Origin of the sequence: Neobacillus mesonae (assembly GCF_001636315.1) — a bacterium.
Lineage (GTDB): Bacteria > Bacillota > Bacilli > Bacillales > Cytobacillaceae > Neobacillus > Neobacillus mesonae.
In genome coordinates, this window is record NZ_KV440949.1 from 4,230,756 (window position 1) to 4,257,583 (window position 26,828).

The following is a 26,828-nucleotide window of genomic DNA, read 5'->3' on the forward strand; positions in this document are numbered from 1 at the left end:
TTTATGTTAAAATGATAGGTACAAAGTTTATGAATGGAAAGTGGGGGTTGGGTATGTCATTAAGAATGGTAATCGGACGCTCCGGCAGCGGAAAAACGGCCATGTTTCTTAAGGAGATTCGTGACAAATTGGTGGAGAATCCGGAAGGGCCGCCGCTTATTTATATCGTTCCCGAGCAGATGACGTTTCAAACGGAATACGGCCTGGCAACAGACAAGGAAATTGGCGGCATGATTCGGACACAGGTATATAGCTTTTCCAGGCTGGCGTGGCGAATCCTGCAGGAAACTGGCGGGATTAGCCGTACTCATTTAAACAGTGTAGGCATCAGTATGTTAATCCGAAAAATTATTGAAGAGCAAAGGGAGCAATTGAAGCTTTTCCAGCGGGCTGTAGATAAGAATGGGTTTATCAAGCAATTAGAGCAAATGGTTACAGAATTCAAGCGCTATTGTATCAGGCCGGAGGAGCTTGTTAATAGTTCAAACCAGCTTTCCTCAAATGCTTTACAAGATAAGCTGCACGATTTAGAAATTATTTATCAAAAATTTGAGGACGAAATCTTTGGCAAATATGTTGATTCTGAAGATTATTTTCGCTTACTGGCAGAAAAAATTGCAAGTTCATCTTATTTATGCAATGCAGAAATATATATTGATGGTTTTTATAGCTTTTCTCCTCAGGAATATCAAATCATCCAGGAATTAGCTGGTCATTGCAAAAGGCTGTCTATCGCAATGACGACGGACCGGTTATCGTTCAATACTCCCCCGGATGAGCTGGATCTATTTCGCGCTGCCAATGAAACATGCTGCACTCTATTTGAGATGGCCAGCGCATTACAGCTTGAAATAGAGCAGCCGGTGGTATTACAGCAGCAAAGAAAATGGGACCATCCATCCTTAATGCATTTGGAAAAGAACTTCGATGAACGGCCGGTGCAAAGTTATCAAGGGGAACCTGCTATTCATCTTTCTCAGGCGGCAAATCGCCGTGCTGAAATCGAGGGGATTGCCCGTGAAATTTATCAATTGGTACGTACAAAAGGATATCGTTACCGTGATATTGCCTTATTAATCAGAAATGGAAGAGATTATCATGAAATTGTTGAACCCGTTTTCAGCGATAGCCAAATTCCATACTTTATTGACCAAAAAAGGACGATGCTTAATCATCCGCTGATAGAATTGATTCGTTCCAGCCTTGAAGTTATCCATTCTTATTGGCGCTATGAACCGGTTTTTCGGGTGGTGAAAACAGAATTAATCTTTCCGCTTCAGGAAAATTTGGGGAAAATGCGTGAGAAAATGGACAAGCTTGAAAATTATGTGCTTGCATACGGAATTAATGGGAGTAAGTGGACAAAAAAGGAGCGATGGGAATATCGAAACATTAGAGGGTTGGAGATAGGAACTAAGCTTCAAACGGATGCGGAAAAAGAGTGGGAACAGGAATTAAACGAATTAAAGATTATGATAACAGCTCCTCTGCTTCGGCTATCAAGACGGCTGAATAGAGCCGATTCAGGGAGGAAACTGTGCGAAGCAATCTACTTATATTTAGAGGAATTGGATGTTCCGGCCAAATTGGAAAATTGGAAGACGGCTGCGGAAGAAAAAGGTAATCTTGTACAAGCTCGGGAACATGAGCAAGTGTGGAATGCCGTGATTGACCTTCTTGACCAGTATGTTGAAATTTTAGGAGATGACAAGGTGCCATTAAAGTCATTTTCGGCCATACTTGAGGCGGGATTTGAATCGTTGCATTTTTCGTTAATTCCGCCGGCACTTGATCAAGTATTAATTGGTGATTTAGAGAAGTCAAGGCTGAATCAAATTAAGGTTGTGTTTGTGGCGGGCGTTAATGAGGGAGTACTGCCAGCAAAAATTTCCGATGAAGGAATTTTAACCGACGAAGACCGTGAATTGCTGATGATGCAAGGGGTCAAATTAGCACCAAGCAGCCGAATTCGATTGCTCGATGAAAACTTTTTGGCCTATAAAGCTTTTACCGCACCTTCAGACTTACTTTATGTTAGCTGTCCGCTTGCCAATGAGGAAGGGAAATCCTTAATTCCATCTTCCTATATTAAAAGATTAAAAGAGATGTTTCCTGAAGCACAGGAACTTTTTTATGTTACAGACCCGGCGGACTTAATGGAGCATGAACAGTTAAGCTTTGTCACGAATGAAACAACAACGCTTTCGTATTTAAATGCCCAGCTGCAATTGAAATCAAGAAATTATCCAATTTCAGACCTGTGGTGGGATGTCTATAACTATTATTTGAAGAGTCCAGAGAAGCAGCAGGCTCAAAAAGTACTCTCCAGTCTTTTTTACACCAATCAGACTGTTAAACTTGCAAAAGAAACAGCGGATGAATTATACGGTGAAACGATTCAAGCGAGCGTTTCAAGAATGGAGCTTTATAATGCCTGCGCATTCTCACATTTTGCTCAGCATGGATTAAAGCTAAGAGAAAGGCAGGTATTCCGGCTTGAAGCCCCGGATATTGGGGAGCTTTTTCATGCAGCGTTAAAGCAGATCGCTGATATTGTCAATGAACAAAAGCTGTCGTGGGCCCAGCTTTCAAGACAGCAGTGTGAGGCATTAGCGAAAGAGGCCGTGAACACATTAGCACCTAAATTACAGAACGAAATCCTGTTAAGCTCTGAGCGGCATCATTATATTAGAAGAAAGCTTGAACAAATAATTACTAGGGCTTCTCTTGTTCTAAGCGAACACGCAAAGGTAAGCGGATTTTCGCCAATTGGCTTGGAGTTAGGATTTGGTCCCAAAGGAAAGCTCCCGCCGCTCGCCTTCTCGTTGAAAAACGGAAAGCGGATGGAATTAGCGGGCAGAATTGACCGGGTTGACCAGGCAAAGGTTGACGATACTAGCGTCTATTTACGGGTAGTTGACTATAAATCAAGTCAAAAGGATGTCAACCTAACGGAAGTATATTATGGGCTGGCACTGCAAATGCTCACCTATCTGGATATTGTCATGACCCATTCAAAGGAATTAGTTGAAATGAAGGCCAGTCCAGCGGGCGTCCTTTACTTTCATGTTCATAATCCGTTTGTTAACTCTACGAAAGTGTTAACGGTGGAGGAAATTGAACAGGAAATTTTGAAAAAGTTTAAAATGAATGGCTTGATGGTAAGTGACCCTGAGGTAATCCGTTTGATGGACCAAACGCTTGAATCAGGTGATTCCCAAATAATTGCTGCCGGAATTAAAAAAGACGGACAATTATCGAAGAAATCAAAGGTTGCAAGCCTTAAAGAATTTGATGACCTAAGGGACTATGTTCGCGGCATTTATCAAAAAACCGGAAATGAAATTATGGATGGTGAAACGAATATTTCGCCCTACAAATTAAAAGAAAAAATTCCATGTACATTTTGTCCATTTAAATCCGTATGCCAATTTGATGAATCGATTGAACCGAACCGCTTTCGGATTCTTACACCGCATTCAAAGGAAGACGTTTTAGAAAAAATTCGAAAGGAGGATTCCATCTATGAGTAGAATCGTCATTCCGGAAAAGCCGGAAGGGGTAACATGGACAGATGACCAATGGAAAGCAATCATGGCAAAAGGCAAAGATATTCTGGTCGCTGCTGCGGCAGGTTCAGGGAAAACGGCGGTCCTTGTTGAAAGAATCATTCAAAAAATTCTTTCTGAAGAAGAGCCCATTAATGTTGATGAATTATTGGTTGTTACGTTTACAAATGCATCAGCGGCGGAAATGCGCCATCGGATTGGGGAGGCGCTGGAAAAAGCAATTGATGTGGACCCCCACTCCCGTCATTTAAGGAAACAGCTGAGCTTATTAAATAAGGCCTCTATTTCCACACTTCATTCCTTTTGTATGGAGGTCATCCGAAAATATTATTATGTTATTGATGTTGACCCCAGATTTCGCATTGCGGATGTAACGGAAGCGCAATTAATGCGAGATGAAGTAATGGATGAGCTATTAGAGGACGAATATGGAAAAAAAGATAACGAAGCTTTTTTCAATTTAGTTGATGCGTTCACAAGCGACCGAAGCGATGCCGCCTTACAGACAATTATTCAGTCCATCCATGATTTTTCCCAAGCAAATCCGCAGCCGGAAGCCTATTTGGATTCCGTCGTGTCGATGTACGATGTGTCAGCTGTCAAACATATTGAGGAGCTCTCATTTACCGAGGCACTACTATTTGATATTGAATTACAGCTGGAAGCCGCGAAGGAAATGCTGAACAGAGGCTTAGAAATTACGAAGCTTCCAGAAGGACCTGCCCCAAGAGCGGAAAACTTTTTAGACGACTTACATCTTGTTGATACTCTGATAAAAGCAAAACGGGCTTCTTGGGATACACTTTATCAGGCAATGCAGAACCTCTCATTTTCCACTGCCAAAAGGCTTAAAAAAGGTGAATACGACGAAGAATTGACCGCAAAGGCGCAAAAGCTGCGCGAGAAAGCGAAGAAAAAGATCCAAGCTATTCAAACGGAACTTTTCACCCGTAAGCCCGAAAGCTTCCTGCGCGATATGGATGAGATGCACCCGCTTATTGAAACGCTGATCCATCTAGTTAAGACCTTTTCAAAGCGGTTTGAAAAGGCAAAAAAAGACAAAGGGCTTGTGGATTATGCTGATTTAGAACATTATTGTCTTGCTATTTTAACAGGAGAAATCACTTCCGAAGGGGAGTTTATGCCATCCGAACCCGCTCTTGCCTATAGACACCTATTTAAAGAGGTGTTTGTTGATGAGTATCAGGATACCAATATGGTACAGGAGACGATTTTAAAGCTGGTAGCAAAAGAGGATGAGACCGCTGGGAATCTTTTCATGGTTGGTGACGTCAAGCAGTCCATCTACCGTTTTCGTTTAGCTGAACCAAATCTTTTTTTATCGAAATATACCCGGTTCCGAACTGACGGCGATTCATCCGGTTTAAGAATTGATTTAGCACGCAACTTCCGCAGCCGAAAGGAAGTTCTGGACGGGGTAAATTACTTATTTAAGCAGATTATGGGTGTAAAGGTTGGAGAAATTGAATATGATGAGGCGGCTGAACTGAGGAATGGTGCACCATATCCAGATGACAGCTTCCCGGTGGAACTAATTGTAATTGATCAAAAAGAAGGCAATGCAGAGGAAGCTGCGGACTTGGAGTCGGATAACGAAGAGGCGGCAGAAGCGTTTGATCAGGCCGACCTTGAACAATCCCAGCTTGAAGCAAGAGTAATTGCTGCTAAAATAAAAGAATTGGTGGCAAACGGAACGCCCGTCTATAATCCGAAGCTTAAATCATATCATCCATTGATGTACCGTGATATTGTCATCCTGCTTCGCTCATTTACTTGGGCGCCGCAAATTATGGAGGAGTTTAAACAACAAGGGATTCCAATTTATGCTGAATTATCAACCGGCTATTTTCAAGCAACTGAAGTAGCAATCATGCTGTCCCTTTTAAGGGTTATTGATAATCCGTTCCAAGACATCCCGTTAGCTTCTGTATTAAGGTCGCCGATTGTTGGATTGAATGAGGAAGAGCTGGCAAAGATTCGTCTTCAGCAAAAGCGCGGTTCATTTTGGGAAGCAGTTGCTGCGTTTTGCTCTGACCGAAAAAATGAATTTGAGGAAGTGTTTTATGATAAAATCCGCCAATTTTATGATTCATTAAATGGATGGCGTACAACAGCACGACAGGGTTCACTTTCTGAGTTAATTTGGCAGCTTTACCGTGACACTAAAATTTATGACTTCGTTGGCGGGCTTCCAGGTGGAAAACAACGCCAAGCGAACTTGCGCGCATTGTATGACAGAGCAAGAGCTTATGAACAAACATCCTTTCGCGGCTTGTTCCGCTTTTTACGATTTGTCGAACGCATGATTGACCGCGGGGATGACCTTGGGGCGGCTCGTGCCCTCGGGGAGCAGGAGGATGTCGTCCGAATCATGACGATTCACAGCAGTAAAGGATTGGAATTCCCGGTTGTCTTTATGGCAGGGATGGCGCGAAACTTCAACACAACAGATATGAAAAAAGCTTATATGCTCGATAAAGAGTATGGCTTTGCCGCAAAGTATGTTAATGCCGAAAAACGTCTATCTTATCCATCTTTGCCGCAAATTGCTTTCAAACGGAAAAAGAAAATGGAACTCCTCGCCGAAGAAATGCGTGTCTTATATGTGGCCATGACGAGGGCTAAGGAGAAGCTTTATTTAACCGCAACGCTTAAAGACGCAGCAAAAGCTTTTGATCAGTGGAATGAGGCCCAGGACCACCGAGAATGGCTGTTAAAAGACTATAGCCGGGCAGCCGCTTCCAGTTATCTAGATTGGATAGGACCCGCACTTGTTAGGCATCAGGACTGTGAAGAATTAAGAGAAGCTGGTAAAATAAATCCTCTAGTTCCCGAAGATATAAGTCAACATCGGTCATCTTGGGAGATTTCTCTGCTTACCGTTGATGATATTAAACATCAGGATTTAACTCCGGAGTCTGAAACAGATGATCATATTCAATTGGTAAAAGAGCAAAAAGCGGTTGCGGTGACCTCATCTTTTGCCGAAGAGATTACGGAAAGATTATCTTGGCAATATTCCTATCAAAATGCTGCAGTTCGCCGTTCCAAGCAGTCTGTCTCAGAAATAAAACGACAGCGTGAAATGGCTGATGAGCAAAGCGGAACGGAGTTGATTCGGAGGTTTAAAAAGCCGTTTCTAAAACGTCCAAAGTTTATGCAGGAAAAAGCACTAAGCCCGGCCGAACGAGGAACAGCCATGCATATGGTAATGCAGCATGTCGATTTAACGCAGGCGGTGAGTGCCCAATCGATTTCCGACCAAATCCAGTCGATGATGCAACAAGAATTATTAACTCCGGAACAAGCAGAAGTGATTGATGCTAATTTAATTGCGCAATTTTTCAATACAGAACTGGGGCAAAGATATTTCCAGGCATCGGCTGTTCATCGTGAGGTGCCATTTACATTATCTTTAATGGCACATGAAGTGTACCACGATTGGCAGGATGAGGATGAGTCCATTTTTATACAGGGAATTATCGACTGCATACTTGAGGACGAGGGGGGGCTTGTCCTAATTGACTACAAATCAGATACTATTAGTGATCGCTTTAAAGGCGGCTTTAATCAGGCTAAACCGATACTCGAGGATCGATATAAAGTGCAAATCGATCTATACTCAAGGGCCATTGAGAAGATCTGGAAGCGAAAAGTGGCGGAAAGATATTTATTTTTCTTTGATGGTGCCCATATATTGAAAATTGATTAAAAAAATTGACATAAACCGCTGCTGGTTTATGTCAATTTTTAATTATTTCCTGCAATTGGCTGATCAATTACATTTGTGTCAAGTACGTTTGTATTACTTAATCCACTAGCCGCAATAATTACCCCGCCGGTATTAAACCCTCCTGAGCCGGCAAAGGTTTTCGAACTGCTCTTAGGAGAAATATAAAGGGTATCTCCGAAATGGACAATACCTCCGCCTACATTCACGATTTGTACTGGACCAATAATTGCTGGCATTAAAAACATCCTTTACCTTTACCATTTTGGCTATAAGCTCTTTTCTCAGTTATCATATGCGTTTATATCATATCCTGTTAATGCCTTTCGGGCAGAAGCTGACGGATATGCTTAATTCTAGCCTCCAAGGAGATATTTTTACTGTTTCCGACATGTAAAACGGAAGAAAAGGCAACGGCATTAAGACTAATGTTATTTACCTTTATGATTGGCGAAAAATTGTGCCGTACCATATTGATTGGTTCATCAATGATTGGCAAAGTAAGCGGCTTTTTAAAAACTGGATAAGAAGGAAAGTTACCCTCGTCACCAAAGAATATTTCTGCTTCCCGCTGCACAGCAAGTGCCCTGGAAAATGCATTAATGATAGAAGAATCCCCAATCTGAAAGGTTGAACTAAAAACTACTTCCTTTGATTTAACATGATCAACGCTAGAGATTCGGGTCAGCATAACCTGGGGTCACATCCCGCTCCAACGGAACAAAAGGACCGATGATTAATGATTCCGGCGGTGTGTCAAACGCCGAAGTCTGCTGAATTGTTTCCGCGTCTCCAATCAAAAATAAAGACGAACTTGCGACACCAATTATACGAATATTTTCGACGTGCAATACTCGATTATAAACCTCAAAATTCATCAGGGTTCGCCCCTTTCATATTTTCAGGTAAGTTATTTAAAAACACCTGTACTCCGTTATTAATTTCTTGCTTGAGGGCATCAATGACTTTTTTCTCAATTAACTCATTATCAGCAGCAGGCCCATTTTTTGCATAAGCTTTTAAGTGATAATCAATCCTGCCTGGCAGCTGCTTTATAATATCCTCTTTAATAAAAGATAGATAGGATTCATTTGGAGGAATTGACAGGTTTCTTTGGGTTTCATCTACAATCTTAGGTAAGTCTGATTGTAAGTATTCTCTGATTTCATCTTCAATTTTCATTGATAATCTCATTTGTTGTTTAGGAGAAAACGGGGTATTAAGTGATTGATTTTCTACAGCGAAGTCCTCAATTCCGGATAACTCATTAGGATTTAAACCGATATTTAACGTTCCTTCCAGCGTCTCAACCTTCAATTGGTCAAATTTATATTCAATCGTATCAACATGAATCGTCGGCTTTTCTTGTACTTGTTTTAATTGATTCTGTAATTTTTGGATAGTATTCTCGAGTGCCACTATTCTCTTTTCCTGTGCCTGAATACTCATTTGCAGCCATTGAAGATAGTGGTATAGATCCTGATACATATTTTTCACCTCACCCGGGGCATCACCTTTTCTCCTTGTCTTCTAATTTATATGCATTGAAGCAGTGGGATTTGCCTCTTTTCCGAAACTATAAGGCTAAAAGGTTTTATCTTACAGGAGCTTGTAAAGGAACTGACGGGGCTAATATTTGCTCTCCAACTTTTACTCCTGAAGGAGCCGGTCCTGTAAATCCACCGGTATTATATAAGTGTGCAGACGGTTTTATGATTCCGGCACTGCCGATTTGCAGGACAGAGGAATTGGTGATCCCGCCAATCTTGATGAAATTTATATGAATAGTCTGCTGGATGAAAAAGTTCATATTAAACCCACCCGTTCATTACATATTGAGTGAAATATTTTGATCAATGTTATCAGGGTCCGTTACATTCGTTGAACTTAATCTATTTTGAACGTCTATCTGATCACCAGTATTAAAGGACCCAGCACCAGAGAAAGTTTTTGCCGTAGCAAATGGCATAATTTTATAAACATCGCCGATATGGAACACCGAACTGTTACCGAGCGTAATTACCTGGGCAACCCCAACAATTGCTGGCATGGACAACACCCTTTGTCATTATTCTACTGTCATCTTATGTATAGGCGGATGTAATGTGATTCATTCGCCCAAATTTTATATTTGTGTGATTGTTCAGTTTATTTTATTCTAATAATGTAGCAAATTTAATTGAGGTGATTAAGTTGAAATTTGTAACTGTAAAAAAGACTGAAGAAACATTTGTAGGATTAATGAATGAAGGGCTGGATCAAGTTCTTTTATTGAACCCGGCAGAAGAGACACGGACAGGACATAAGGGCTTTCCTGAATCAATGATTGACTGTATTGGGGCGGGAGAAAGTTTTATCAATCAGGTAAAGCAATTAGTTACTTGGGTGGAGTCCCAGGATAATCCAGAATCATATTACACACCAATCACGGAAGTCACACTGCTTGCCCCAATCCCGAGACCGTCTAAAAATATTTTTTGTGTCGGGAAAAACTATGCTGAGCATGCCATTGAATTAGGGAGTGCTGCTGATATTCCGGAACATGTAATGGTATTTACGAAAGCACCGACCACTGTGACAGGTCCTAATACTGTTGTGTTAAACCATCAAGGCGTAACCGAACAGCTTGATTATGAAGGGGAGCTGGCGGTTATCATCGGGAAGCAAGGGCGGGCCATTAAACATGATGAGGCGCTGGATTATGTATTCGGATATACTATTCTTAATGATGTGACAGCGAGGGATTTGCAATCAAGGCATAAGCAATTTTTTATTGGAAAAAGCTTGGATACTACATGCCCGATGGGACCGTGGATTGTACATAAAAGCTTGATTGATAATCCAAATAACTTACAGATTGAGACAACAATAAACGGTGAAGTAAGACAAAGCTCCAATACAAAGCAATTTATTTTCCCGGTGGAAGAAGTTATCTCAGTATTATCCGCTGGCATGACGCTTGAGCCTGGCGATATCATTGCTACCGGCACGCCGGCAGGGGTTGGCAAAGGTTTTAAGCCGCCAAAGTTCTTACATGCGGGAGATAAAATGGAAATAACGATTGAAAATATTGGAACACTTATTAATCATGTTGAAGGTAATATGAAGTAATTATAATTGTTACCATATTTAACTACCTTTTCTTCGTATTTTTTATTTGCCTATGTTATGATAGTCTCGAACTATTTACATAGGAGGCATTTAAATGATACATGGACATGTTACGGCATGGGCTTTAGCTCTTATTTTATTTATTGTTGCTCTAATTTTACAATCCGGGGGCAAGACTAAAGGGGCTAAAATTGTCCAAATGATTTTACGAGTTCTATATCTTATTATTATTGCAACAGGTGTCGGCCTGCTTTTCATGTTAACCAAAATTTCTGTAATGTACTTTTTAAAGGCAGTTGTAGGTCTGTGGATTATCGGGCTATTTGAAATGATCCTCGGCCGTGCTATGAATAAGCGCAGAACCTCGGTATTTTGGATTCAATTTGTCATTGCCTGGGCGCTTGTCTTATATTTAGGTTTTGTAGAATTGCCAATGTCGATTTTTCATGTAAAATAATACTTAAAAAGCTGTCAGACTGTAATATTGTCTGGCGGCTTTTTTACTATGGAATAACAAAAGCCGTGACAAGTTATACGAAAGGTTTTAATATTTAGATAATAAGGAAGGAGTGGTTAGGTGATCGTAAAGGTATTTGCTAACTTAAGAGAAATTTGCGGCGGAGTTACGGTTGAGGTTCATCCTGATGGTGACCGGGTTATAGATGTACTTGATAAAATGGTAGAAATGTTCCCCGAACTTCAGAAAGAAGTGTTTACTGAAGATAAACAGCTGCTTCCTTTTGTCCATGTTTATGTAAATGGCAAAAACATTTTCCATCTCGATGATTTGCAAACCAAGGTAGAGGACTCTGACCAGTTTGCCCTATTTCCGCCGGTTGCTGGCGGTTAAGATATGACAAAGATAGAATTAGAGTTTCGCGGGATTAGCAAGGAGTATTTGGGGATGTACTTTGAAGAACTTGGGGCGAAACGAATAACAGACACATTTCCTTACATTTATGAAGGAGAAGGCTGGAGCGGCCAACTTATATCCGAGAAAGAAATGGTTATAACTTCTACATTCAAAGTAAATGCCATTCAGGTCCGCTTTCTTGCAGCAGATGAGGCAGTGCTTTCCGAGCTGATCAAAAATTACCGCTTTAAAACCTTCAGAGTGGGAGGATAGAAAAAGGCTTCTGCAGCAATCCGCAGAAGCCTTTTTCTTATACTAATTGTTCTTCCGGATCGATAATGCCAAGTTCACGAAGCTTTTCTTCAGGAACAACACCGTCTTTCCAGCCGCGCACTTGATAGTACTCCTCAAGCATTATATCCATCCGGCTTACATGACCTGCACTGTTGCCGGATGCTTCTTCTTCAGTAAAGCGTTTAGGGAGGAAATCATCTTCCCGCTTGTTGAAGCCGGCTAGATTATTATAATAACGTTCAAGATTGTAAATTCTTTCTCCCGCTTTCATGACATCCTCCGCCGTTAATGGGACCCCTGTCATTGTACTATATTGTTCCGCATAGTGCTCGGCATTTTCAGAGAAAGAAGAGAACTTACAAATATTCATGGAGTCAGAAAAAGCTAAAAGGTCTTGGAAAACCTTTAATAATTCCCCTTTACCTTCTGGTTTTAAGCGATCTGTTGGCTCTGGAATGCCGGCAATTTCACTCGCTACAGTATAACCCCTTAAATGGCAGGCACCGCGGTTACTCGTGGCATATCCGAGTCCGATTCCTTGTATTCCACGAGGGTCATAGGCTGGAATCGATTGGCCTTTGACAGACATTGATAATTCCGGTGCGCCCCATGCCGCTGCTGCACGTGCAGGTCCTTCGGCAAGGATGCCTCCAACCCCTTCACGATGAGCAATCTTTCTTGATAATTCAACCATCGCGTCGGCATCGCCCCAGCTTAGCTGCTCAGGAATAAGTCCTTTTTCACTAGCTTCCATTGTAATCGAGAAGGCATGACCAAGCTCAATTGTATCAAGGCCGTATTCATTACAGCGGTCAATCAGGTAGGCAATAGCATTCGCATCACTTAATAAACAGTTGGCTCCAAGCGACCATGCCGACTCGAACTCAAAGCTCTCAACGCGTGTCTTAAACTTTCCTTCTTTTACTTCTACCTCTATTTTACAGGCAACAGGACAAGCATGACAGGCATTATTTTTAACATGGATGTTTTGGTTTACAAATTCACCGCTATGTTTTTCTGCTTCATCCCAATGGGTAAACTGCGAGTTTTTCGTTGGCAGTGCGCCTACCTCATTGATTAAGTTTGTCAGCACATTTGTACCATAGACAGACAACCCGCCCTTATTAGGGGCTGTTAACCCGCCGTCAAGTACTGCCTTTAAGGCTTTTTTGTTGGCGTCCTTATATTCACTATCTAATTTTGGCACAGGCATATTGCCTTTTTGTGCCGCTTTAATAACAATTCCTTTTAGTTTTTTGTATCCGGCAACTGCGGCTGTACCGCCGCGGCCCGCTGAACGGTCATGTTCATTAATGAAACAGGAGAAACGCACTTGGTTTTCACCCGCCTGCCCGATGGCCATCACGCTTAAATCTTTGTCGCCATATTGGTCCTTCATGCTTTTAATAAAAGTTCTTGTGCTGGTACCCCAATGGCCGGAAGCATCGCGAAGCTCTGCTTTGCCATCCTCAATATAAAGGTATACTGGCTTGTCACTTTTTCCTTTGACAATAACATTATCGATGCCCGACCACTTTAAGCGTGCTGCCGTCCAGCCGCCCATATGAGAATCAGTGACAGTCCCGGTTAATGGAGACTTAGTGACGACACAGAGGCGTCCACTCATGGTTGACCGTGAACCCGTCACAGGGCCGGTCATGATGCATAGGATATTCTCTGGTGACAGAGGTTCCACCTCAGGGCCATTGTCAAGAACATATTTCACCCCAAGTCCTCGTCCGCCAATATACTTCTTTGCGTCGTTCTCGTTGATGGTGCGGTATTCAACAGTCCCATCTGTCAAATCAACCACGATTTCTTTGTTTTTAAAACCACCTAGATTCAAAGCGATTCCCCTCTTTTCTTTTTTATTTTCTCTTTGTATATAAATAGATTTCAGAGGTAGTAAATCTTAGCTGTGTATCCAATATTTATTATACACTTTCTAGAATTTTTTTAAAATTATAACTTTTTTAATTCAATCAAACACATTTTTATTTGCTACAATAAGAGAAATGTAAATTATGATCGAGAAAAGGGGGATTATCATGGTTGATTTAGAACGTTATTCAAGACAAATCCTTTTTCATAAAATCGGGGAAGAGGGCCAGCGGAAACTGTTAAGAAGCCGGGTTGCGGTTGTCGGGGCAGGGGCGCTTGGTACAGTGATTTCCAATCATCTTGTCAGGTCGGGGGTTGGTTATATTAGATTAATAGACCGTGATGTGGTAGAACTGTCAAATCTGCAGCGGCAGACTCTTTTTGATGAAGAAGATGCACGTCTGGAGCTTCCTAAAGCGGCGGCTGCCCAAAAAAGGCTGAACAAAATTAATTCGTCGGTTGTAGTAGATGCTGTGATTGCTGATTTAAATTTGGATAATGCCGAGGAAGTTTTGACAGGAGTTGATGTGATTGTCGATGGTACGGATAATTTTATGACGAGATTTTTAATTAATGATGTTTCTGTTAAATTTGGTATTCCATGGATACATGGGGCAGCTGTCAGCTCACGGGGAATGTTCGCAGTGTTTAAGCCAGGAATCACACCTTGCTACCGCTGCTTGTTTCCACAGGTGCCGCAGGGGACAGGAGAAACCTGCGATACGGTTGGGGTTTTGTCGCCGTTAACTGATATTATCGGTTCGTTTCAGGCGTTGGAAACCTTAAAGCTTATAGTGGCGGCTGAAACAACTCAAAACCTGGAACAAATTGATGTTTGGGACTTATCCTTTTTGCAGATGGATATTTCTCAAGGGAAAAATCCAAATTGCCCGGCATGTGTACATCATCAATTTGATTTCCTTGACCGGTCATCACAACAGCAAATGGTTTTTACCACTCTTTGCGGGCGAAATACCGTACAGGTTAATCCGCGGCTGAAACAACAGCTGGATCTAAAAAGAATAGCGGCAAGCTTGAGCAAAAGCGGAAAAGTCGCAGTAAATGAATTTTTACTCCGCTTTTCACCAGAAAGTGATATTTCAATTGTCATTTTTAAGGATGCAAGAGTACTAATCCACGGAATCAATGACCTAACAAAGGCAAAGTCGCTCTACGCCAAATATATTGGAAATTAACAGAAAAGGCATTGAGGAGAATCCCTAAATGCCTTTTGCTAATTAAGATATTAATTTTTCTATAATCAATCGCTTTCCGGTATTGATGGTAAATTCGAACCGATCATTTATTTTCTCATAATAGCAAAAATGGTGCTGAACATTGCATATTTCATCCTGATTATCAAATACCATAAAGTTCACACCATCTTTACGATGCTCATCGGAAAGAAAGGACAAATGATTATAACAATAAATACAATCAAATATGGAAAAGTTTAATGAGTTTAACGTCGTTACAAATTGGAAAAAGGCGTCATCATTAATTCCATCTAAAAGTCGTTCAAGCGAATAAATTAAATGCTTTCGAATTCTGACCAAATCATTGTCGCGCAGCATAATTAATTCATTTCCAATCCGGATTTTTCCCGCTTCATTGAGGATGCCTTTTTTCCAGCGATTCATCCGGAAAATCTCGATTTCCTGCTGGACAAAATCCTCCAGCATGGCAGCTTCTTCCGTTTCCTCATCAAAAAATATCCATTGATCATTAATTTGTTCGACAGTACCCTCTGTATAGGCTCTGTTTTGAATATCATAAAGGTGCATTCGTTGTTGTCGATTCATTGTTTACCTCCATGCCAGATGCTTCATTTTTCTTTTTAGACATCTTCCTGGAATTTTATAACCTGTTTTGGATGAATTTGTGAAGGGCAGGACGGGGAGGAAAGGCGTTCAATGTCTTATTATGGCTTCGTATTTAATTTGATTACTAAACTCTTTCATTCTGTCAATCCAAAATGCCCCCTACTTTTAGAGTATTCTCAATTGATTTATTCTGATACTTTGTCATGTTACCAGCCTATATAAAATGGGCAGGCTATAAAAATAAACTGATTGTGAAAAATAAAATTTGGAATAACTACTTTCATAGATTAAAATGGGTGTAGATTAAGGAGGATTTTTTGATGAAAAGAAGAATTATACCCATTTTAATTGCAATGTTATTGTTTTCGGCCTTTCCTGCTTACGCCAAGGTAGAGAAAGACGGCCGCTTGTGGCAGGATGAATCCGTTTATTCAATCGTGGTAGACCGTTTTAATAATGGTGATATTAAGAATGATGTAGACGTCGATGCGACAAATCCGCTGGCCTATAATGGCGGTGATTTTCAAGGAATTATCGATAAGCTTGATTACATACATGATATGGGGTTTACAACGATCAGACTGACACCTATTTTTGATAACGCAAAAAGTGGCTATCATGGATATTGGGTAACCGATTTTTATAAGACGGATGAGCATTTTGGCTCACTGAAAACGTTCCAAAAGCTCATTAAGGAAGCCCATAAGCGAAAAATGAAAGTAATACTAGATTTTGTGACAAATAATGTTGCTCCGAGCCACCCGTGGGTAAGTGATACTGGTAAGCAAAAATGGTTTCATCCGAAACAAGCCATTAAAGATTGGGACAACCAGCAGCAAATTGAAAATGGCTGGGTGGACGGTCTTCCGGATTTAAATCAGGAGAATCCCGAGGTTAGCAAATATTTAATTGATGCAGCAAAATGGTGGGTCCAAAAGACAAATATTGATGGATATAGTTTGCCGGAGGTTAATCACGTCCCTTTAAATTTTTGGAGCGATTTTTCCAAGGCAGTAAAAAAGGAGAAAAAGGATTTCTTTCTTTTGGGAATACCGTCAAAAACTACTTCTGTGGATGTAAATAAATATCAAGCAGCTGGCCTTGACAGTGTTTTAGACTTTGGCCGCAGTCAAGATTTACGGCAGGTCTTTGCCGGGACGGACCAAACAGTGCCAGCCGAAAGCACGGAATTTGACAAAAATCAAAAAGCGGAACAATCGGCGAATTTTTTAGATAACGAGAATACCGTAAGATTTACCCATGATATTGTTGATAAGCGCCAATTTCCGGGCTCCCGCTGGAAAACGGCCTTAACTTATTTATATACAACACCGGGAATTCCTGTTGTTTATTATGGGACTGAAATTGCTTTAAATGGTACTGACATTCCAGATAACCGCAGGCAGATGAACTTTCGGGCGGAAAAAGAAATGATTGATTATATAACTAAAATAGCTGAGCTAAGAAATCAGCTGCCTTCATTAACAAGAGGAACATTTGAAATGCTGTACAACAAAGATGGGATGATTGTATATAAAAGAATTTATAAGGGAGAAACATCCGTCGTTGCCATTAATAATACAAACAAATCCCAAAAGGTGACGCTGACTGCTGACCAGCTGCCTGGTGGTAAAAACAAAGAGCTTCGAGGCTTGCTTGAAGGGGATCTTGTACGCAGCCACAAAGGTCAATATATTCTTATTCAGGATCGTGACCATGCTGAAATCTATGTGCTTACAGAAAAGACTGGGATTAATATCCCGCTTGTAGGCTCATTGACTGTTGTTTGGATCTTAGTGTTCGTCTTTTTATATTTTATTTTAAAAAGACGAAAAAGGAATAGCATAGATTAAAAATACAGCGGGGGAGGGGTTCTCCCGCTGTATTTTATTTAATCTTTAACCATTGATGATGGTTCCGCCATTTACGTGAAATATTTGACCGCTGATATAAGAGGAATCATCCGATGCCAGGAACACATAGCTTGGTGCAAGCTCACAAGGCTCTCCCGCACGCCCCATTGGTGTTGTGGAGCCGAAAGTGGCGACCTGGTCAGAAGAAAATGTTGAAGGAATTAGCGGCGTCCAAATTGGCCCGGGAGCTACTCCATTAACACGAATACCTTGTGCTGCAAGTGAACCCGCCAATGAACGGGTGAAGGAAACAACGGCCCCCTTGGTTGCTGAATAATCGAGTAATTGCTCATTGCCTTTATAGGCGGTAATGGATGCTGTATTAATAATTGAGGCGCCCTTTTTTAAATAAGGAAGAGACATTTTAGCCATATAAAAATAAGAAAAAATATTCGTCCGAAATGTTTTTTCCAGTTGTGCTGCCGTGATATTTAACAAACTGTTTTGCGGATGCTGTTCCGCGGCATTGTTTACTAAAATATCAAGCTTGCCAAATTCTTTAATGGTTTGATTTACGATTCCCTTACAATGCTCTTCACGCCCAATATCACCTGCAAACAGCAGGCATTTCTGACCTTCTGCCTCAATCAGCTGTTTGGTTTCCTCCGCATCCTGATGTTCTTCTAAATAAGCAATCGCTACATCTGCTCCCTCTTTGGCAAAGTAAATCGCTGTGGCTTTTCCAATTCCGCTGTCACCACCTGTAATAATCGCCGTTTTTCCAGTTAATTTTCCCGCTGCTTTATAATTGTGGTCAACTGAGACTGGTCTTGGGTTCATTTTGCTTTCAACACCGGGCTGCTGGTTTTGGTGCTGCGGCGGGAATATTCGTTTCGGCTGGTTTTGATTGCTGCTCATAAGATCTACCTCCAAGATATTCATTACAATCGTTAGTTTTGGAAAAAAGGTGAAAATTATAAGAGCAATAAAAAAAGCATAAGGAAATTCCCTTATGCCAAAATTTAGCGATAATTAATGAATTGAACGTCAATGCTGAGATCTGCATCGCGGACTAATGAAATAATTTTTTGCAGGTCGTCACGGTTTTTACCGCTTACCCGGATTTGGTCATCCTGCATCTGGCTTTTCACTTTTACACCGCTATTTTTGATAATGGTATTAATTTTTTTAGCATTGTCTTTATCGATACCTTGAACAAGCTTGGCCCGCTGCCGTACTGTACCGCCTGAGGCTTTTTCAAGTTTCCCGTAATCAAGATTTTTGATTGGAACACCTCTTCTGATTAATTTACTAAGAAGAACATCCTTCAATTGTTCCATTTTGTATTCATCATCTGATACAAGAACAAGATCTTCTTTATCGAGAGAGACCTCACTTTTGCTGCCTTTAAAATCATAGCGTGTACTAATTTCCTTCATGGTTTGCGTGATTGCATTTGTAACCTCTGAAAAATCTACTTTGGATACAATATCAAATGAGCTATCTTTAGACATGAAACCCAACCCTCCATTTTATATAAAAACCTTGTTAAAGTTTCCCTTCATGCCTACATTATAGTAAAATAAGCCCTAGTTTTACAACCTAAGAAAAAAAGCTCCAAAATGAAAGGGGAGTATAAAATGTCAATAAAAGAACTTGTTGGCCAAACCACAATATTAACGGTGGCACGGAAAACACCGTTTGGCTATTTTTTATCGGATGGAAATGAAGACGTTTTATTACATAACAATGAAGTAAATCGTGAGGTCGAAGAAGGGGAACAGCTCGAGGTTTTTCTATATGTGGATAATGAGGGACGGCCGACTGCCTCAATGGTGATTCCGGAGATTGCTGCCGGACGCTATGGCTGGGTAAAGGTAACCGATGTGAAGCCGGACATTGGAGTGTTCTTAAATATTGGGCTGCAAAAGGATATTTTGTTAGGGAAGGATGATCTACCTGCCCATAAATCGGTCTGGCCTAAAGAGGGAGATATGCTGTATATAACGTTGCGGGTGAACCGAAATTATCTTTTATACGCAAAGCTTGCAAGCGATCAGGTGATCCAATCAATTTCAACAAAGGCAGAACGGGAAAGTTTTAATAAAAATGTTCAAGGGTATATTTACCGTACAGCCAAAGTGGGCAGCTGGATTTATACGCTTGAAGGGTTTAAAGGATTTATTCATGAATCACAGCGCAAACAGGAGCCTCGGCTTGGAGAAAAAGTCGAAGGGCGGATCATCGATATAAAGGAGGATGGAACCGTAAACGTGTCTCTCCTTGCCCGTAAACAGGAATCGCTTGATTTGGATTCTGCCCATGTTTATGAATATTTAATGAGCAGGAACGGGGCAATGCCGTTTACCGATAAAAGCATGCCTGAGGATATTCAGGAGCGTTTTGGACTAAGTAAAGGGGCTTTTAAGCGGGCCTTAGGCAAGCTGATGAAGGATGGGAAGGTATACCAGGAAGGCGGCTGGACGTATGAAAAGAAAGATTCGTAAAGTTCATTACATATCCTGTTTCAAATTGACAGACACTAACACCTGATAAAGTGATTTGAAAGGGGTAATGAGCATGCCGCATACTTCAGATAATGATAAAAAGGCACAGGATAATAACGCACTGCGTCATGAAAAAAATATGATTCGTGAAAAAAACCGCCAAGCGGGGAAGCACCAGTATTCCAAAAAAACAGATCATAAATAAAGGAGTGAGGTACCCCTCACTCCTTTTATAGATCATTCATTTAAGAAGAAAATGGCAATCGTTCCCGCGCCGGTGTGTGCTCCAATCGCTGAACCAATGGAAGAAATATAAATCTCTTGAGGATGAAACTCCTCTTCAATCATTGCTTTAACTTCCAGTACGGTTTCTTCATTATCGGCGTGACTGATGCCGATCACCTGCTTACCAAGGCTGCTTCCCCGCTCTTTCATAAGTTCAATTAAACGGCGGAATACTTTTTTCTTTCCACGGATTTTTTCAATGGGTACGAGTTTTCCATCCTCCACATTTAAAACGGGCTTAATGTTTAATAACCCGCCAAGAAAGGCAGATGCTTTCGATACCCTGCCGCCCTTAGCCAGATAATCAAGATCTTCCACTGTAAAAAGATGTTCCATATGCTCACAGCGAAATTTTATATCTTTAACGATTTCATCTTTAGAAACATTCAAGGCTGCCAGTCTTGCAGCTTCCTTGACGATCAAGCCCTGTCCTAAAGATGCACATTTTGTATCAATGATGGTTAAATTAAAATTTGGATATTTTTCCTTCACTTGGTCAAAAATCATAACAGCGGTTGAATACGTACCGGATAGCTCGGAAGAAAAAGCGATGTAAATTCCATCTTCGTTATTCTCCGCCATAGAAGTAAAGATTTCTTCAAAAGTGAGCAGTGATGCCTGTGATGTTTTTGGGACAATCCCTCTGCGAATCGCATCGTAAACGGTCTTAGGATTAATATTTTTAACATCTTCAAATTCGTTTCCTTCAATGAAAACCTTTAACGGAATCAATGTGACATTATGTTCTTCATAAAAACTTTTTGGTAAATCGCATGCGCTGTCAGCCAGTATTTTTACTTGCATGAAGCTCACCTGCTTTCAGACTAATCATTCTCAAGCTTAGTTTATCGGTTTCGTCTCAAAATTACAATAATCTAATTTGTTTCACGGAAAAAATAAGGGGGAATTCATTTTGTGGCTTGAAATAAAGAAAATCGCGATTGTGATTGCCGGTGCCTTTTTAACCGCCCTTGGTATGAATTTGTTTTTAATACCTGCAAATGTCTATTCCAGCGGGTTTACCGGTATTGCTCAGCTGCTTTCGAAGGTGCTCACTGACTATACTCCTATTCATATATCCATTGGGTTCTTATTGCTTTTGCTTAATATTCCTGTGGCTATCCTTGGCTGGAAGAAAGTAGGGAAATCGTTTACGATCTACAGCTTTATCAGCGTTGTCCTGTCGTCATTATTTTTAGAATTAATACCTGTAAAGCAAATGTCACATGATATATTACTAAATGCTGTTTTTGGCGGAGTCATCATCGCAGTGGGGGTAGGCTTTACCTTGAAATTTGGCGCCTCAACAGGCGGGTTGGATATTATTGCTATGATTCTGTCCAGAATGAAGGACAAACCAATTGGGCCGTATATGTTAGCTTTAAACAGCATCATAATTTTAACGGCCGGCTTCCTGTACGGCTGGGAAAAAGCTCTTTATACATTGGTGTTCTTATATACGTCAACAAGAGTTATCGATACAATCCATACAAGACATTCTAAGCTGACCGCCTTTATAATTACAAAAAAAGCTGATGAGATGAAAAAGGCGATTCATGCGAAACTAGTAAGAGGAATTACGATGATTCCCGCTAAAGGAGCATTTTCAAATGAAACAAGAGAGATGATGATGATAGTTATTACTCGATATGAATTGTATGATATAGAACGAATTATTAGAGATGTGGATCCAAATGCATTTACGAATATAGTTCAGACCACCGGGGTTTATGGATTCTTTCGAAAAGATTAAAGGGATTAGGTGATGAATTTGCGAATAATTATCTGTATAGTAATGCTTTTCCTAACTAACATACTCAATGCTTCAGCAAATGGGAGGGATGATTTGAATTACCAAATTGATGTTATTCCAATTGCCGGGCCCAATCAAGCAGAAATTGAGGTGGTTGTAAAGAATCTGGAAGAGTTCCCGCTCGATTTTGAATTTCCTACCTCACAAATATTTGAAATGATCATCACAGACAAATCCGGCAACGAGGTATATGTCTATTCAAAAGGCCGTTATTTTTTACAGGCATTTCAAACCATTACAATCCAGCCGCATGAAAGCATTAAACGAGTTGTAAAATGGAATTATGAATTTGAAGGGAAAAGGGTCCCGAAAGGTGAATACTTGATTTATACGGCATTAAAGCCAATCAGCATCAATAATAAACCAGTTCAAAATAAGACAAAATTAATGAATAACCAAAAGTTGTATGTCCCTAGGGTAAATGAGGTGTTCCATAATCTAAAGGTGTCAGGCACCAAAGGGGATTATGCAATTAGCGGTAAAGTAAAAAAACAACATAAAAGATTGTACTATGTTGTGGAAGATGGGCATGTGGAAATCGTTAAAGAGTCAATGATTAAAGTAACGGGGGCAAAGCAGGAGTGGGAAGAATTTAATATTGATATTCATATTCCAAAGGAAAGACTTCCACATAATGCTACGCTAATCCTGTATCTTTATGAAAAAAATAATGAGGGAAAGAAAGTTAATATCAATCCATTAGTTCTGGAAAGATTGAAAGAATAGAAAAGCGGATGCCCAATGCATCCGCTTTTCTATTCAAGTAATTTGGTCAAGCTCTTGTTGCATTTCTTGGAGCTGTCTTTGCTCCGCAAAAGTGGAGTTTGCAAAAGCAGAGCTTAAGGCATTCTTTGCTTTTGCCATCGCACTTTCACGAGATTCTGGGTCGGCGCTTTTTGCCATCTCCACAAATCTTCTGGCTTCTTGGAATAATTGGTTACCCATTGTTAAATTCCTCCAAGCGAGGAGTCATGTACATTGGCCATTTTCCGAGCCTCCGCTTCAGCATAGGTCATTTTATACGGAATTCTCTCAGCATGCTTAGTAACGGAATCTTTCCCTTGCTGGACAAAGCGTTTCGATTTGTTCGATCTACCCATTCGAATCCCTCCAATATGCTAAAAAGCTCATATTGAAACAGCTTTGCTGCCTCAGAAATTAGTATGCACCATCTGATGAAGATTCATTTATGTAAACAATGGAGATGATGATTATTTCAGATTTAACAAATCCTCAATATAGGCAGCAACACCATCTTCTTCATTTGTTAAGGTTATATCATTGGCAATGTTTTTTAGCTGGTCGATCGCATTTCCCATGGCAATCCCATGTCCGGCATAATCAATCATTTCTAAATCATTATCTTCGTCGCCAAAAGCAATGACTCTTTCTGCAGGAATGCCGTAATAATCCGCTGCTTTTTTTAGGCCAACTGCCTTATTTAGACCGGCCTTAATAATTTCAATTACATGCCAAGGTGCTGCCCAGCTACGCTGCTCTATTACCTCAGCATGAACCTCGGATAAGTGTTCACGAATTTTTTGCAGCTGATCTTCCTCTGTATGAATCAGCAAACTTGTTGGTGAGTCATGAAGAAAGCTCTTTAAATCTCCGGTGGTGATTTTAGGATTTCCAAAGCCAAAAATGTCCAGTAATTTCTGGTCATGATAGTGGAAATATACGTCATCCATTACCTCAGCGATAATATTGTGGAATTGAAAACTGCGGCATGCTTCGACGATATTCTTTGCTACCTTCACATCAAGCGGTTGATGATAAAATCCCCAGTTTGAATTAAGTGGATGGTGTGTAAAAGCGCCATTAAAATTTACAATCGGAGTGTCAAGTTCCAGCTCTCGATAATACATTTCACTTGAACGGTAAGGTCTTCCGGTGGCAATCATGACAACATGACCTTCCTCTTTAGCCTTTTTGATCACATCTTTTGTCTTTAAGGAAATTGTCTTATCGTCTTTCAGCAGCGTCCCATCTAGATCTAATGCAATTAAATGTCTTTCTGACATAATATTCCCTCGCTTTAATTTAAAATTATTTTTCGTAGATGCTTGTGTTTAGGAAAAAATTATAATACATGATACACTACATTTATAAATAATTAAAAAGTAGTTATTAACTATACAGACAATGTTAACAAGATTATAGCTAAACTGTAAAAAATTTCACACCATTGATAGGTAAAAATCGTTATACTATGTTTGAAATTAAGTAAAACTATTTCTTTTGATATAATAGTGATAACACTAAAAATAGGAGTGAGACGACATGAATGAGGAATTAAAAGAAAATATAATGGGGGCATTAGAGCTTGTAATTGACCCTGAACTTGGTATTGATATTGTAAATTTAGGTTTAGTATATGATGTTGAAATGGATGACGAAGATAAATTGACTGTCACAATGACACTAACTGCAATGGGCTGTCCGCTTGCGGGAACCATAGTGGATCAAGTTAAACGAGCATTGGCAGATATTCCTGAAGTAAAAGACGTCGATGTTAATATTGTCTGGAATCCACCATGGAATAAAGATATGATGTCTCGTTATGCGAAAATAGCTCTGGGCATTCGTTAAGGAGTATAGTAAATGAAAAATAAAGTGATTTTAGTGAGTTCCGGTCAGCTTGGCAGAGGCGATCAAGTATTAGGAGAAAATGTTTTAGAAACCTTTTTCACTCTTTTAAAACAAAGGGAGGACCTTCCAGTTGCAGTGTTTTGCATGAACAGCGGAGTTTTCACCATGACGGAGGAATCATTGGTTTCCGTCCATTTGAAAGAGATGGAGGATAAAGGGGTGGATATTTTAGCCTGCAAAACTTGTGCTGACCACTACGGTGTCAGTGAAAAATTAACCGTCGGCAAAATTAGCGGCATGGCTGATTTTATTGAACTTGCTGCAAAATATGAGGTATTAACCATTTCTTAAAAACGGCAGAACATTCTGCTGTTTTTTTATGCCTTTTCTTCACAAATTGGACAAATATGTACAAAAGGGTTGTGAGGTAGTTCACTTTTTATAAACATAAACACTTTTATAATACAGGTATTAAAGCTATTTGAGGTTTAAATAGCTGTATTAGGAGGCGTTTCGAAATGGATTTTAGTCGAGATTTTAATAAAGATCCGTTTATTGTAATTTGGGAGCTTACCCGTGCATGTCAATTAAAGTGTCTGCATTGCCGTGCAGATGCACAATATACTAGAGACCCAAGAGAATTAACGTTTGAAGAGGGAAAGAATTTAATCGATCAAATATACGATATGAATAACCCAATGCTTGTATTTACTGGCGGGGACCCGCTTATGAGGCCGGACGTTTTTGATATTGCCAAATATGCCGTGGAAAAAGGCGTGCGTGTTTCGATGACACCTAGTGCAACTCCAAATGTTACGATTGAAGCAATGCGCAAAGCGAAAGAGGTCGGACTTTCTCGCTGGGCATTCAGCCTTGATGGGCCAAAGCCCGAGATTCATGACCATTTCCGGGGAACATCAGGTTCGTTTGCTTTGACCATGGAAAGGATTAAGTATTTACATGAACTTGATATGCCAATTCAGATTAATACCGTTGTTTCCAGATATAATTATGAGCACCTCGATGAAATGGCAAGATTGGTTGAAGAATTAGATTGTGTTCTTTGGAGTGTCTTTTTCCTTGTTCCTACTGGAAGAGGGCAGGCAGAAGACATGATTTCTCCCGTCGAACATGAGAAAGTCTTACGTTGGCTTTATGATCTAAGCAAACGTGTATCATTCGATATTAAAACAACTGAAGCAATGCACTACCGCCGTGTGGTAATCCAGCAAAAAATGCGGGAAGCGAAGGAACAAACAGATGAAATCAATTATTTATCAGCTTTAACTGAAAAAGGACTAACAGGGTCGATTGATGGCCTTGGCAGGGCGCCAAAAGGAGTGAATGATGGAAATGGCTTTGTGTTCATTTCCCATATTGGTGATGTATATCCTAGCGGTCTGCTGCCAATTAAGGCCGGAAATGTCCGTGACACACCGCTGGCTGAAATCTATCGAGAATCACCAATTTTTAAAGCCTTACGAAATCCCGATGGGTTTAAAGGAAAATGCGGTGTCTGTGAATTTCGTTATGTTTGCGGTGGTTCAAGGTCAAGAGCATACGCAATGACAGGAGACTACTTAGAAAGCGAACCTTTCTGCGTCTATATACCTAAGGCTTTAAGAGAAAAGCAGACAAAGTAATTGTTACATTAAAAAGCGGGCCGCTTCTAATGGCGGCCCGCAGGTACTTACTCTATACTACAATAAACAGCGGAACAGTTTTCACAGCCAATTTCATCTTTTAAATATTGTAAGTCTAATACGGTGATTTTGCCTTTTTTGACGGAAATAATATTATCACGTTTTAATTCGCTAAGAATTCTATTCGTACTTTCACGAGATGTTCCGCAGAAATTAGCCAGTTCCTGGTTGGTTAATGGCAGATCAATTAAAATGGACTTACCTTTATGCACGCCATAGCTGTTGGTCATCCGAATAAGCGTAGAAAAGAGCGCACCGCGTTTCCCATTAAGCACAAGGTCACGGAATTTAGTTTGGGTTTTGCGAAAATGATCGCTCATCCATTTCATAAACTCATACGCGAGCTTGCTGTTTTGAAAGATTTCACTTTCAATCACATCTTTTTTGATTGCGGCAATTTCACCTTCTTCAAGAACCTTGGCACTTAATAGATATTTCGGGCTTTCTGTAAATAATGTTAGTTCCCCGCAAATGTCATTTTCGCCGCAAATTCTTAAAGAAAGCTCCCGTCCATCCGCGGTAATTTTACTGATTTGAATTTTTCCGGAAATAATAACATAAAGCTCATCCGCCTTCATTCCCTCTTGAAATAAGAATCTTCCCCGTTCACTTGTAAAGATTCGGTCGGCAAATTTTAATAATTCTTTTATTTCAATTGATTGAGTTGGTTTAATAGTCGTTGTCATAACATTCACCTCTAACAAAATAGGAGTACCCGTAGGTCCTTTTTGATTCCATTAGTAATATTTTATAACATTAAAATTGGTTTGAACTGGGTAAACAATGACAATAT

General features: G+C 40.3%; 30 protein-coding genes. 15 read left to right on the forward strand and 15 right to left on the reverse strand.

Annotation, left to right across the window (positions count from 1 at the left end; genetic code table 11):
• Positions 1-53: 53 nt before the first annotated feature.
• Together addB and addA are read left to right on the forward strand one after the other, a co-directional pair.
• Entirely contained in the window at positions 54-3,533 is a 3,480-nt protein-coding gene (addB, locus tag A6749_RS19755) for a helicase-exonuclease AddAB subunit AddB (protein ID WP_066394771.1), read from the forward strand.
• Positions 3,526-7,302 carry a helicase-exonuclease AddAB subunit AddA gene (addA, locus tag A6749_RS19760; protein WP_066394782.1) on the forward strand — a complete coding sequence of 1,259 codons (3,777 nt, stop codon included), beginning with the start codon at positions 3,526-3,528 and terminating at the stop codon, positions 7,300-7,302. The genes addB and addA overlap by 8 nt, the downstream gene beginning before the upstream one ends.
• 38 nt (positions 7,303-7,340) lie before the next feature.
• Here addA and A6749_RS19765 read toward each other — a convergent pair whose 3' ends face one another.
• The 6 genes from A6749_RS19765 to A6749_RS19790 form a co-directional block, all read right to left on the reverse strand.
• Complete coding sequence (locus A6749_RS19765; protein ID WP_066394786.1) at positions 7,341-7,559, reverse strand: spore germination protein; 219 nt, start codon at positions 7,557-7,559, stop codon at positions 7,341-7,343.
• Positions 7,560-7,636: 77 nt separating this feature from the next.
• Positions 7,637-8,011 (reverse strand): spore germination protein GerPE, encoded by a 375-nt coding sequence (locus tag A6749_RS19770; RefSeq protein WP_066394792.1) that lies wholly within the window; start codon positions 8,009-8,011, stop codon positions 7,637-7,639.
• Positions 7,992-8,198, reverse strand: coding sequence for a spore gernimation protein GerPD (locus A6749_RS19775; RefSeq protein WP_066394796.1), 207 nt, complete (start codon positions 8,196-8,198; stop codon positions 7,992-7,994). The genes A6749_RS19770 and A6749_RS19775 overlap by 20 nt, the downstream gene beginning before the upstream one ends.
• On the reverse strand, positions 8,188-8,808 hold the full coding sequence (gerPC, locus tag A6749_RS19780; protein ID WP_066394802.1) for a spore germination protein GerPC: 621 nt from the start codon (positions 8,806-8,808) through the stop codon (positions 8,188-8,190). Before gerPC ends, A6749_RS19775 begins: the two co-directional genes overlap by 11 nt.
• Positions 8,809-8,914: 106 nt before the next feature.
• On the reverse strand, positions 8,915-9,130 hold the full coding sequence (locus A6749_RS19785; RefSeq protein ID WP_066394805.1) for a spore germination protein GerPB: 216 nt from the start codon (positions 9,128-9,130) through the stop codon (positions 8,915-8,917).
• 18 nt (positions 9,131-9,148) lie between these two features.
• Positions 9,149-9,370: a spore germination protein gene (locus A6749_RS19790; RefSeq protein WP_066394810.1), complete on the reverse strand. Its 222-nt coding sequence runs from the start codon at positions 9,368-9,370 to the stop codon at positions 9,149-9,151.
• Positions 9,371-9,513: 143 nt separating this feature from the next.
• On the opposite strand from A6749_RS19790, the gene A6749_RS19795 reads away from it, so the two are divergent.
• The 4 genes from A6749_RS19795 (at position 9,514) to A6749_RS19810 (ending at position 11,557) form a co-directional block, all read left to right on the forward strand.
• On the forward strand, positions 9,514-10,431 hold the full coding sequence (locus A6749_RS19795; RefSeq protein WP_066394817.1) for a fumarylacetoacetate hydrolase family protein: 918 nt from the start codon (positions 9,514-9,516) through the stop codon (positions 10,429-10,431).
• A 94-nt stretch (positions 10,432-10,525) separates the two neighbouring features.
• A complete protein-coding gene (locus tag A6749_RS19800; RefSeq protein ID WP_066394819.1) occupies positions 10,526-10,888 on the forward strand; it encodes a YisL family protein in 363 nt (120 codons plus the stop codon).
• A gap of 120 nt (positions 10,889-11,008) precedes the next feature.
• Positions 11,009-11,281 (forward strand): ubiquitin-like small modifier protein 1, encoded by a 273-nt coding sequence (locus tag A6749_RS19805; RefSeq protein WP_066394823.1) that lies wholly within the window; start codon positions 11,009-11,011, stop codon positions 11,279-11,281.
• 3 nt (positions 11,282-11,284) lie between these two features.
• A complete protein-coding gene (locus A6749_RS19810; protein WP_066394829.1) occupies positions 11,285-11,557 on the forward strand; it encodes a hypothetical protein in 273 nt (90 codons plus the stop codon).
• Between the two features lie 37 nt (positions 11,558-11,594).
• Here A6749_RS19810 and A6749_RS19815 read toward each other — a convergent pair whose 3' ends face one another.
• Positions 11,595-13,424 carry an aldehyde ferredoxin oxidoreductase family protein gene (locus A6749_RS19815; RefSeq protein WP_066394831.1) on the reverse strand — a complete coding sequence of 610 codons (1,830 nt, stop codon included), beginning with the start codon at positions 13,422-13,424 and terminating at the stop codon, positions 11,595-11,597.
• 202 nt (positions 13,425-13,626) lie between these two features.
• Between A6749_RS19815 and A6749_RS19820 the strand changes: the two genes are divergently transcribed.
• The gene (locus A6749_RS19820) at positions 13,627-14,655 is read left to right on the forward strand and encodes a ThiF family adenylyltransferase (protein WP_084797909.1); all 1,029 of its coding nucleotides are present in this window, start codon (positions 13,627-13,629) and stop codon (positions 14,653-14,655) included.
• A gap of 42 nt (positions 14,656-14,697) precedes the next feature.
• Here the strand turns inward: A6749_RS19820 and A6749_RS19825 are convergent, their stop codons facing one another.
• Entirely contained in the window at positions 14,698-15,261 is a 564-nt protein-coding gene (locus tag A6749_RS19825; RefSeq protein ID WP_066394836.1) for a DUF2777 domain-containing protein, read from the reverse strand.
• A 341-nt stretch (positions 15,262-15,602) separates the two neighbouring features.
• On the opposite strand from A6749_RS19825, the gene A6749_RS19830 reads away from it, so the two are divergent.
• Entirely contained in the window at positions 15,603-17,135 is a 1,533-nt protein-coding gene (locus tag A6749_RS19830; RefSeq protein WP_066394852.1) for an alpha-amylase family glycosyl hydrolase, read from the forward strand.
• A 45-nt stretch (positions 17,136-17,180) separates the two neighbouring features.
• Here the strand turns inward: A6749_RS19830 and A6749_RS19835 are convergent, their stop codons facing one another.
• The gene (locus A6749_RS19835; RefSeq protein ID WP_066394859.1) at positions 17,181-18,053 is read right to left on the reverse strand and encodes an SDR family oxidoreductase; all 873 of its coding nucleotides are present in this window, start codon (positions 18,051-18,053) and stop codon (positions 17,181-17,183) included.
• A gap of 104 nt (positions 18,054-18,157) precedes the next feature.
• Positions 18,158-18,649, reverse strand: a complete 492-nt coding sequence (locus A6749_RS19840; protein ID WP_066394866.1) for a YajQ family cyclic di-GMP-binding protein — start codon at positions 18,647-18,649, stop codon at positions 18,158-18,160.
• Between the two features lie 126 nt (positions 18,650-18,775).
• On the opposite strand from A6749_RS19840, the gene A6749_RS19845 reads away from it, so the two are divergent.
• Positions 18,776-19,642, forward strand: a complete 867-nt coding sequence (locus A6749_RS19845) for a CvfB family protein (RefSeq protein ID WP_066394870.1) — start codon at positions 18,776-18,778, stop codon at positions 19,640-19,642.
• 73 nt (positions 19,643-19,715) lie between these two features.
• Positions 19,716-19,847: a DUF3941 domain-containing protein gene (locus A6749_RS27790; protein ID WP_084797910.1), complete on the forward strand. Its 132-nt coding sequence runs from the start codon at positions 19,716-19,718 to the stop codon at positions 19,845-19,847.
• Between the two features lie 32 nt (positions 19,848-19,879).
• Here A6749_RS27790 and A6749_RS19850 read toward each other — a convergent pair whose 3' ends face one another.
• Entirely contained in the window at positions 19,880-20,731 is an 852-nt protein-coding gene (locus tag A6749_RS19850) for a DegV family protein (RefSeq protein WP_066394877.1), read from the reverse strand.
• A 106-nt stretch (positions 20,732-20,837) separates the two neighbouring features.
• Here A6749_RS19850 and A6749_RS19855 point away from each other — a divergent pair, with 106 nt between their 5' ends.
• A complete protein-coding gene (locus tag A6749_RS19855) occupies positions 20,838-21,680 on the forward strand; it encodes a YitT family protein (protein WP_066401064.1) in 843 nt (280 codons plus the stop codon).
• 93 nt (positions 21,681-21,773) lie between these two features.
• Positions 21,774-22,466 carry a BsuPI-related putative proteinase inhibitor gene (locus A6749_RS19860; protein ID WP_066394878.1) on the forward strand — a complete coding sequence of 231 codons (693 nt, stop codon included), beginning with the start codon at positions 21,774-21,776 and terminating at the stop codon, positions 22,464-22,466.
• A gap of 33 nt (positions 22,467-22,499) precedes the next feature.
• Here the strand turns inward: A6749_RS19860 and A6749_RS19865 are convergent, their stop codons facing one another.
• From A6749_RS19865 to A6749_RS19870, 3 genes are all read right to left on the reverse strand, one after another.
• Positions 22,500-22,685, reverse strand: a complete 186-nt coding sequence (locus A6749_RS19865; protein WP_066394880.1) for a DUF3813 domain-containing protein — start codon at positions 22,683-22,685, stop codon at positions 22,500-22,502.
• A gap of 2 nt (positions 22,686-22,687) precedes the next feature.
• Positions 22,688-22,840 (reverse strand): hypothetical protein, encoded by a 153-nt coding sequence (locus A6749_RS28650; protein ID WP_164745633.1) that lies wholly within the window; start codon positions 22,838-22,840, stop codon positions 22,688-22,690.
• A 111-nt stretch (positions 22,841-22,951) separates the two neighbouring features.
• Entirely contained in the window at positions 22,952-23,764 is an 813-nt protein-coding gene (locus A6749_RS19870; RefSeq protein WP_066394885.1) for a Cof-type HAD-IIB family hydrolase, read from the reverse strand.
• Positions 23,765-24,023: 259 nt separating this feature from the next.
• On the opposite strand from A6749_RS19870, the gene A6749_RS19875 reads away from it, so the two are divergent.
• The 3 genes from A6749_RS19875 (at position 24,024) to A6749_RS19885 (ending at position 25,975) form a co-directional block, all read left to right on the forward strand.
• Positions 24,024-24,332 (forward strand): metal-sulfur cluster assembly factor, encoded by a 309-nt coding sequence (locus A6749_RS19875; protein ID WP_066394891.1) that lies wholly within the window; start codon positions 24,024-24,026, stop codon positions 24,330-24,332.
• 12 nt (positions 24,333-24,344) lie between these two features.
• Positions 24,345-24,683, forward strand: a complete 339-nt coding sequence (locus A6749_RS19880) for a DsrE family protein (protein WP_066394894.1) — start codon at positions 24,345-24,347, stop codon at positions 24,681-24,683.
• Between the two features lie 167 nt (positions 24,684-24,850).
• Positions 24,851-25,975, forward strand: coding sequence for a TIGR04053 family radical SAM/SPASM domain-containing protein (locus A6749_RS19885; protein ID WP_066394900.1), 1,125 nt, complete (start codon positions 24,851-24,853; stop codon positions 25,973-25,975).
• Positions 25,976-26,022: 47 nt separating this feature from the next.
• Here the strand turns inward: A6749_RS19885 and A6749_RS19890 are convergent, their stop codons facing one another.
• The gene (locus tag A6749_RS19890) at positions 26,023-26,721 is read right to left on the reverse strand and encodes a Crp/Fnr family transcriptional regulator (RefSeq protein WP_066394902.1); all 699 of its coding nucleotides are present in this window, start codon (positions 26,719-26,721) and stop codon (positions 26,023-26,025) included.
• Between the last annotated feature and the right edge of the window lie 107 nt (positions 26,722-26,828).